The sequence below is a fragment of the Croceicoccus bisphenolivorans genome (genome assembly GCF_001634625.1).
Taxonomy (GTDB): Bacteria; Pseudomonadota; Alphaproteobacteria; order Sphingomonadales; family Sphingomonadaceae; genus Croceicoccus; species Croceicoccus bisphenolivorans.
In genome coordinates, this window is the sequence record NZ_LRSE01000006.1 from 254,912 (window position 1) to 262,101 (window position 7,190).

The 7,190-nt window shown below is 60.7% G+C and carries 6 protein-coding genes; 4 read left to right on the forward strand and 2 right to left on the reverse strand.

Going from position 1 to position 7,190, the window contains the following annotated elements; genetic code table 11:
- Nucleotides 1-14: 14 nt before the first annotated feature.
- Together A7A77_RS09095 and A7A77_RS09100 are read right to left on the reverse strand one after the other, a co-directional pair.
- Nucleotides 15-572, reverse strand: coding sequence for a nuclear transport factor 2 family protein (locus A7A77_RS09095; protein ID WP_172799876.1), 558 nt, complete (start codon nt 570-572; stop codon nt 15-17).
- A 183-nt stretch (nt 573-755) separates the two neighbouring features.
- On the reverse strand, nt 756-1,727 hold the full coding sequence (locus A7A77_RS09100; RefSeq protein WP_066556463.1) for an AraC family transcriptional regulator: 972 nt from the start codon (nt 1,725-1,727) through the stop codon (nt 756-758).
- Nucleotides 1,728-1,952: 225 nt separating this feature from the next.
- Between A7A77_RS09100 and A7A77_RS09105 the strand changes: the two genes are divergently transcribed.
- The 4 genes from A7A77_RS09105 to A7A77_RS09125 all read left to right on the forward strand — a co-directional run bounded on the left by A7A77_RS09105 (nt 1,953) and on the right by A7A77_RS09125 (nt 7,021).
- Nucleotides 1,953-3,212, forward strand: a complete 1,260-nt coding sequence (locus A7A77_RS09105) for an oxidoreductase (RefSeq protein ID WP_172799877.1) — start codon at nt 1,953-1,955, stop codon at nt 3,210-3,212.
- Between the two features lie 145 nt (nt 3,213-3,357).
- A complete protein-coding gene (locus A7A77_RS09110) occupies nt 3,358-4,164 on the forward strand; it encodes a class I SAM-dependent methyltransferase (RefSeq protein WP_066556465.1) in 807 nt (268 codons plus the stop codon).
- Nucleotides 4,165-4,454: 290 nt separating this feature from the next.
- A complete protein-coding gene (locus tag A7A77_RS09120) occupies nt 4,455-5,870 on the forward strand; it encodes an aldehyde dehydrogenase family protein (RefSeq protein WP_066556470.1) in 1,416 nt (471 codons plus the stop codon).
- 191 nt (nt 5,871-6,061) lie between these two features.
- Nucleotides 6,062-7,021, forward strand: coding sequence for an SDR family NAD(P)-dependent oxidoreductase (locus A7A77_RS09125; RefSeq protein ID WP_066556472.1), 960 nt, complete (start codon nt 6,062-6,064; stop codon nt 7,019-7,021).
- Nucleotides 7,022-7,190: the final 169 nt, after the last annotated feature.

Below are 7,190 nucleotides of genomic sequence, written 5' to 3' on the forward strand. Positions count from 1 at the left end.
CTTGCCACATGACATCAGTCGCGGAACGCGCCTGTCCGAAACATCTGGACCGACAAGTCCTGATCGTCGCGCAGCCCACGGGACGGGACCATGTCATACAGCGGATCGCTCCCTTCCATGACCCGGATCCAGTCCGCCACCTTGGAGCGGTGGACGATTCCCCATTTGCCGTCACGGCGAGCGAAGCGATCGATATAGCGCGATGCGATGATCAGATCCTTCATCTCTTCGCCCATCGGCGTCAGATGCCTGCCGATTTCGTAGGCTTCGACTTCTGCCTCATCGCCATGCAGGTCGATGAGGATCTGGCCGACAAGATGCTGCACGCGCTGTGTCTTGCTTTGCATAATCATTGCGGTGTCGAGGAAGGAATTGAGGTCCACGGCATCGGGTGTTCCCCAACGAACCACGGCGTCAGGATGGAAGCCCGAAGCCATCACTTCCCGATCGATCCGATCCATGCCGCGATTGATGCGATAGATGCAATTCCGAATCTGCTCGCGGGAAACCAGATCTTCCAGCTGGGCTGTAAGCGACTCTACCTGCGCAGACAGCTTGTCGATATCGGGCACCACACTCTCCTCGCACTACCATGATTCCTTATGGCGCTGACCTTGGAAAGAATTGTGCAAATGGTCAAGTTAAATTGAATGGCAAACCTAAGCGGCTGGAACGGCCGGTCCGTTGGTTGGTTGTAGCCATTGGATATTCGGCCTTGGTCGCAATGCATGTCGTACCCGTGCCCTATATCTGGTTTACTGCGCCAGGTCCGTCGGCTGACGCCGTCGCGCCTGTGATGGGGCGCATCCATAACGCAGCTTGAAAGCCTGCCGAAATGCTCGTTCCGAACGATAGCCCAGTGTTTCGGCCACAGCGGCAACGGACTTGCGGTCGACGACAATCATCCCGTAGGCCAGTTGCATGCGCTGATTAATGAGATATTCGATCGGCGGTATGCCCATCAACTCGTTGAAAAGCCGCGCATAGGTTGACCTTGCCATGCGTGCCTCCTGCGCGAGCATGGAAACGGTCCACGCCTCGTACGGGCGCTTGTGGATGGCAGACAGCGATCGTCCGATCCGCGCATTCCTGATCCCGCGCATCCAGCCCGGATCGTCACCACCCTTTCCAAGCAGGTAACTGCGCAAAATATTCGTGAAGATCAGTTCGACCAGCTTTGAAGAAAGCGCGGAAAAACCGGGCTGGTGACGCGTGCCCTGGCCAAGGTATGCGTCGGCCATTGTTGCCCAGACCGGCAGCGATGGCTCCGTCGCGGGAACATGCATGAACGGCGGCAGAGTGCCCAGGATGGCGCGAGGGCCGGCATCCTGGGCAATTAGGTCAAATACCAGCATCCGCCCTTTCGCGCCTTCACCGCCCAGTCGCAACGGCGCGTCGATCGCGTCGCGATAGTCCGTGTCGATCTGCAGCACGCTCAATCCGTCGATCTGGCTGAAGGGCGTGATGCGAGAACGGGGCAGGTCACGCGGCGCCCACATGCGATGGCCTGTCTTGTGCGTCACCAGCACCGCATCGCCAGGATTCAACTGTTCCGGTTTCGATTCACCTGCACAGAACCAGCATGTCCCCTCGATCAGCACGGCGCCGATGATCGTGCGTTCGGGCGGAGCCGGTATGTCGATACCCCACGGCGATGCAAATTCCATGATGCCAAGGCGGGTTGCCAGCAAGCGCAAGGAAAGCAGAACGTCGCTCAAAATGTCCATCGCGGCTCTCTCCCCTCTGGATTTTTCCGGCATGCAGGAAGCTGGAAACGCACGGCGTGCCGAGAGCCGGATATGGACGATTTAGCCGGATATCGGGAGTACCTGTGCTCGATTGTCTCAGTTTGATCCGGTAGCCTGCTGCGAAAATCAAGCAATAAGGTCCGCAAAGTTGCCGCAGGGCGTCACGGCTCTCGCAAATGGGGTTGGTGCAGGAGGTCGATGGAAATGAACACCAATGAGATCTTGTCGCGACCGATCAGCATTGGTGGGCACATCGTCAAGAACCGGATCGCGCAAGGGCCGATGGCAGTGCTTGATCTCGCCCCAGACGGCAGCCCGACGGCGCAGACGATCGCCTTTCTGGAGGAACGCGCGCGTGGCGGCGTCGGCCTGATGATCCTGAGTGGCGCCATTTCGGGCCGGCGGGTGCGGGAAGAGACGCCCTACGGATCGCTGGACGTCGATGCGCCGGACCGCTTTACGGACCGGCTAAGCGAAATATTGGCGGTGACGCGCCCACATGGCGTGATCGTCTTCTGCGAGATCGTGGGCGGTTTCGGGCGTATGGGCGTGCCCCGCCATGGTCCGACGATCGCAGCAAGCGGGATGGAGGAAGATGCCTTTCCCGAAGGGGTCGCGGTCCCTGGCGGCAAGACGATGCCCACGCCGCATGAAGCGACGGTGGAGCAGATCCGGCAGGTTCAGGAAGACATCGCACAAACCGCACTTCGCCTGAAGGATGCGGGTGCGGACGGGGTCGAGATGGCCGCTCACATGAGTTATTTCGAAGCCTCGTTCCTTACGCCGCGTACCAATCGGCGGACCGACCGTTATGGTGGTAGTGTGACCAACCGTGCGCGAATGCTGGTCGAAACCCGCCGCCTGATCCGCGAATACTGCGGTCCGGACTTTCCCGTGGGTCTGCGCATGACGTGCAGCGAACGCATCGCGGGTGGGCAGGGGGCGGAAGAATACGCCGCCATCGCAAGGGAGGTGGAGCGCGAAGGGCTTGCCTATGTCGCGCTCAGTGTCGGGTGCTATGAAAACATGCGCGCCGGTTCCAAGACACGCACGGCCGACGTGATCGGCAGTGGCGATACCGCCGCTTTCAGGAAGGCACTGTCGTGCCCGATCCTGCTGACCGGACTTCACGATCCGTCACAGGCGGCAGCGGCGATCGAGAGCGGGCTGGGCGACATTTCCATGCTGGCGCGTCCGCTGCTGGCGGACCCGCAATACGCGAACAAGGTGATGGAGGGCAGAGCCGACGAGATCGTGCGGTGCAACGAATGCAATTACTGCCTGCGCCGCCTGATGGTGAACGTGCCGATGCGATGTGCAGTCAATGCGCAGATGGGGCGCGAGGGACGACAGGGCTCCCCGCCGCCGCTGCGCCGGGCGGTCGAACGCCCGATAGAGCTGGCCAAACTGGCAGTCGCATCGTCGCGAACTGTCATGGCTGTAGTCATGAAATTTGCCGGATAGCGCCGTTCTGCGGCATCGTTGACGGGCGCGGCGCTATGCCTTTTCAAGCACGGCAAACTGACTTGAATTGTCTATATGGATAATATAATCGCTGCCATGGAAGGCGAGATATCGCGCCGATCAAGAGTTATGGGAGAATGCCGTCATGGCAGCGCCGTCGGGGCCGCCGGTCAATCCGGATCATGCCGTCAAGCTCGCCATCGAGCAGGCGATAATCAGTGAGAAGCTGTGCGAACTGCTGGCCATTCCCGCCGGTGCGCGCGTGCTGGATATCGGCACGGCAATGGGGCATTCCGCGTTATATGCCTCTATCGCGGCGGGGCGGCGACGAGCGCGGGTAACGGCGGTCCACACGCGCCCGCACGTGCTTGAGCGCGCGAGGCAACGCGCCCGGGTCGAAGCACTGGACGATATCGAGTTCATGGAGGCTGATGCGACCGCGCTGCCGTTCGACGATGGGCAGTTCGATTATGTCCTGTCGACACTGGGCATCAATTTCCTGCCTGATCAGGAAGCGGCAGCCGGGGTGCTGGCCCGCATGGTTCGACCGGGCGGTGTAATCGGATTGATTGCATTCAGTCGCCACAGCCTGCCCAGCCGCGTCTACGACATGTTCGGCACGCTGCTGCCCCATATCCCGCGCCCGCCGCATCATCACTACGAATGGGCGGACGGGCCACGGGCAGGCGCACTGCTTTCGCCCGCGTTCCACGACGTCAAGGTCATGCTCGACAGTTATGACAGCTGTTTCGCTTCCACCGAGGAAGCGTTCGACCGGACTTCCCGGTGGAACCCGAACATGGAGGCCCTGATCGAACGGAGCCCGCCTGAACTCGTCGCGAAAGTGAGGGAAGGATACATCGATATCGCCCGCAGCATCAATCAGGCGACGGACGGCACGTTCATGGGGAGAATTCCCTATGGCATCGTTACTGCCGTGCGAAACTTCTAGGCGCAGGCCGGTTACTGCAACAGCTATGCAGTACACATGGACTGTGCCGGAGGGCTTGAGGCGCTCTGCCCAGCGGATTGATGCGCAGCTATTCCCTGTCCAGCCGCGGTGCGAGCGGCTTCTACCGGATCGCCGCGACCTGATCCTGAGCGAGGCCGAGCGCGCGTCGAACGGCGCTATGATGATCTGTTGCTCCGGCTGCAAGTCGGCCTCGCTAACGCCCGACCTGTAGGCGCGTTTAGCTGCCGTTTTGAAATGCCCAATAATACAACGGTTTGAGGAGATTAGGCATGGATGATTTCAAGCTCGTTATTGACGGGAGACTTGTCGAGGGGGGCCGTCGTACCCCGGTGCTGAACCCAGCGACGGAAGAGCCCGTGGCACAATGCCCGCGTGCCGATGTGGCGCAGTTGAATGAGGCTGTCGCCGCGGCGAAGCGAGCATTCCCGGTTTGGTCGGCCACGCCGCGCAGCGAGCGATCCGCCGGCCTGCATGCCATCGCCTCCGCGATGGAGGCCAGGTTTCAGGAGTTCGTCGCGCTGTTGACGCAGGAGCAGGGCAAGCCGACCGATCAGGCGTCCTATGAAATCGGTGGCTCCATCGGTTTCCTGCGCTATTTTGCCGCTCTCGACCTTCCGGACAAAATCCTGCGCGAGGATGACAGTGTCAGGATTGTCGAGCAGCGTTATCCTTTAGGCGTCGTCGCCGCGATCACGCCGTGGAATTTTCCCATCCTGCTGCTGATGATGAAAGTGGGGCCGGCCCTGATTTCGGGAAATACGATGGTCATCAAGCCGGCGCCGACGACACCGCTGACCACCCTGCTGTTCGGAAAGATTTGCGCAACCCAACTGCCCGCGGGGGTGGTCAACGTGATCGTGGACGAAAACGACCTCGGCGGGTTGCTGACGCAGCATCCGGACATCGCCAAGGTCGCTTTCACCGGATCGACCGCCACGGGCAAGAAAGTGGCGGCTGCGGCATCCGATACACTGAAGCGCATGACGCTGGAACTGGGTGGAAACGACGCGGCGATCGTGTTGGACGATGCCGATCCCAAGGTGGTCGCCAATGGCATCTTCAATGGCGCTACGCTCAACGCAGGGCAGGTCTGCCTTGCCATCAAGCGGGTCTATTGCGCAGAGAATATCTACGATGCGCTTTGCGACGAACTGGCCGAACTCGCCCGCGCCGCAGTGGTGGATGACGGCGCCAAGCAAGGCACGCAGATCGGCCCGATCCAGAACCGCCAGCAATACGAGAAGATCCTCGAGCTGATCGAAGATGCCCGCTTGAACGGCAACGTGATCGCTGGCGGCGATCGGGTGGAAGGGCCGGGCTATTTCATCCGCCCAACCATCGTGCGCGATATCGCCAACGATACGCGGCTGGTTCAGGAAGAGCAGTTCGGGCCGGTATTGCCGGTGATGAAATATGCCGATCTGGATGAGGCGATCGCGAATACAAACGATTCCGTCTTCGGTCTGGGCGGCACCGTATGGTCGTCGGACTTGGAACGCGCGGCAAAAGTGGCATCGCAGATTCAGTCGGGCGTCGTCTGGGTGAACAAGCACCTCGATCTACCGTTCGATGTTCCCTTTGGTGGGGCCAAACAATCGGGCATCGGTGCTGAAAACGGGGTCGAGGGGCTGGAGGAATATAGCCAGCGTCGGATCGTCAATATCGGCAAGGATCTGGTGACCTGATCTGGGTCGCGGCGGGCTCCGGTAATGCGGTGCCCGCCATGCTTGCAGTGATGGGCGACAAATTTGCCATCCATAATGCTGTACAGATGAACAATATAATTTCATAAGCCGGAGTGCTCCATAGTCCAGAAAGGCGGGGTGATCGGATTCGCGCAGTCAGCCGCGTCCGAGTTTTGCGTGGGAGAGCACGAATGGTTGAGTTGACGGGGAAGGTTGCGATTGTGACGGGTGGAGGTCGCGGTATCGGTCGATCGCATGCCCTCGCGCTTGCCAAGGCAGGCGCAACCGTCGTCGTAAACGATTTCGGTAAGAGCTTTAGTGGCGAAGGTGAAATCAGCAGCGGTCCGGCCGATGAAGTCGTTGCGGAGATTGTCGCTACCGGCGGCAAGGCCGTTGCCGATGCGACGGACATCTCGGACTGGGATAGCGTAAAAGGCCTGATTGATGCCGCACTGGCCAATTTCGGTCGTCTGGATATCGTCGTCAACAATGCCGGGATCAGTCGCTTTGGCCGGATCGACGCCATCACCGGTGACGACTGGATCAAGACCATTGCAACCGTGCTGACAGGCACTGCCGCGGTTTCCCACTGGGCATCGCGGCACTGGCGTGAAAAAGGCCCGGAAGCAGGGCGGCGCATCATCAACACCACGTCGGGCGTCGGCCTGACGCCGATACCCGATAATCCGATGTATGTGGCCGGCAAGGCCGGGGTTGCCGGCATCACCATTTCCAGCGCCATGGAGCTTGCCGAACTGGGCGTGCGTGTAAACGCGATAGCTCCTGTCGCTCGTTCGCGCATAAGCGAACATGTCGCGGGCGATCTCGTAAAGGCGCCCGAACAGGGCTTCGACCGGATGAACCCCGATCACGTGTCTGCTCTGATGCTCTATCTCGCGTCGTCGGACTGCCGGTTTACCGGACGCGTGCTGGGCGTGATCGGGGACGACATCACCCTGTTCGATGGCTGGACGATCAGTCAGCATATGGACAACGGCGAAAATTCATGGGGCGTGGAGGAACTGGCTGCAGCGCTCGCCAAATGGCCGGTCCAGCAGCAAGGCACTAGCCAGGCGGGCAAGGGCGTCATGCCCAATCCAACCCCGGCCCAACCCGTTCTGGACGCGCTGTCGGCGATCGAAAATGCCTGAGCGCCGCAGGCTGACGCCGGTGCCCGTCCGAGAAGGAACACAGTCATGATCAAGCCCTGGATTTTCGAATTCTTCAGAGCGGTCGCTGCCGAAGGCGTGCTGATTCCAGAGGCGCGCGACGGGGTTACGCCACGTGAGGTGCAGGACCATTTCGCGACGTACTGGAGCC

What these genes read in the sequence shown, in the direction of transcription:
- A7A77_RS09105 (WP_172799877.1), top strand. Translation starts at nt 1,953, where the DNA reads ATGAACACCAATGAGATCTTGTCGCGACCGATCAGCATTGGTGGGCAC.
- A7A77_RS09120 (WP_066556470.1), top strand. Translation starts at nt 4,455, where the DNA reads ATGGATGATTTCAAGCTCGTTATTGACGGGAGACTTGTCGAGGGGGGC.
- A7A77_RS09125 (WP_066556472.1), top strand. Translation starts at nt 6,062, where the DNA reads ATGGTTGAGTTGACGGGGAAGGTTGCGATTGTGACGGGTGGAGGTCGC.
- A7A77_RS09100 (WP_066556463.1), bottom strand. Translation starts at nt 1,727, where the DNA reads ATGGACATTTTGAGCGACGTTCTGCTTTCCTTGCGCTTGCTGGCAACC.
- A7A77_RS09110 (WP_066556465.1), top strand. Translation starts at nt 3,358, where the DNA reads ATGGCAGCGCCGTCGGGGCCGCCGGTCAATCCGGATCATGCCGTCAAG.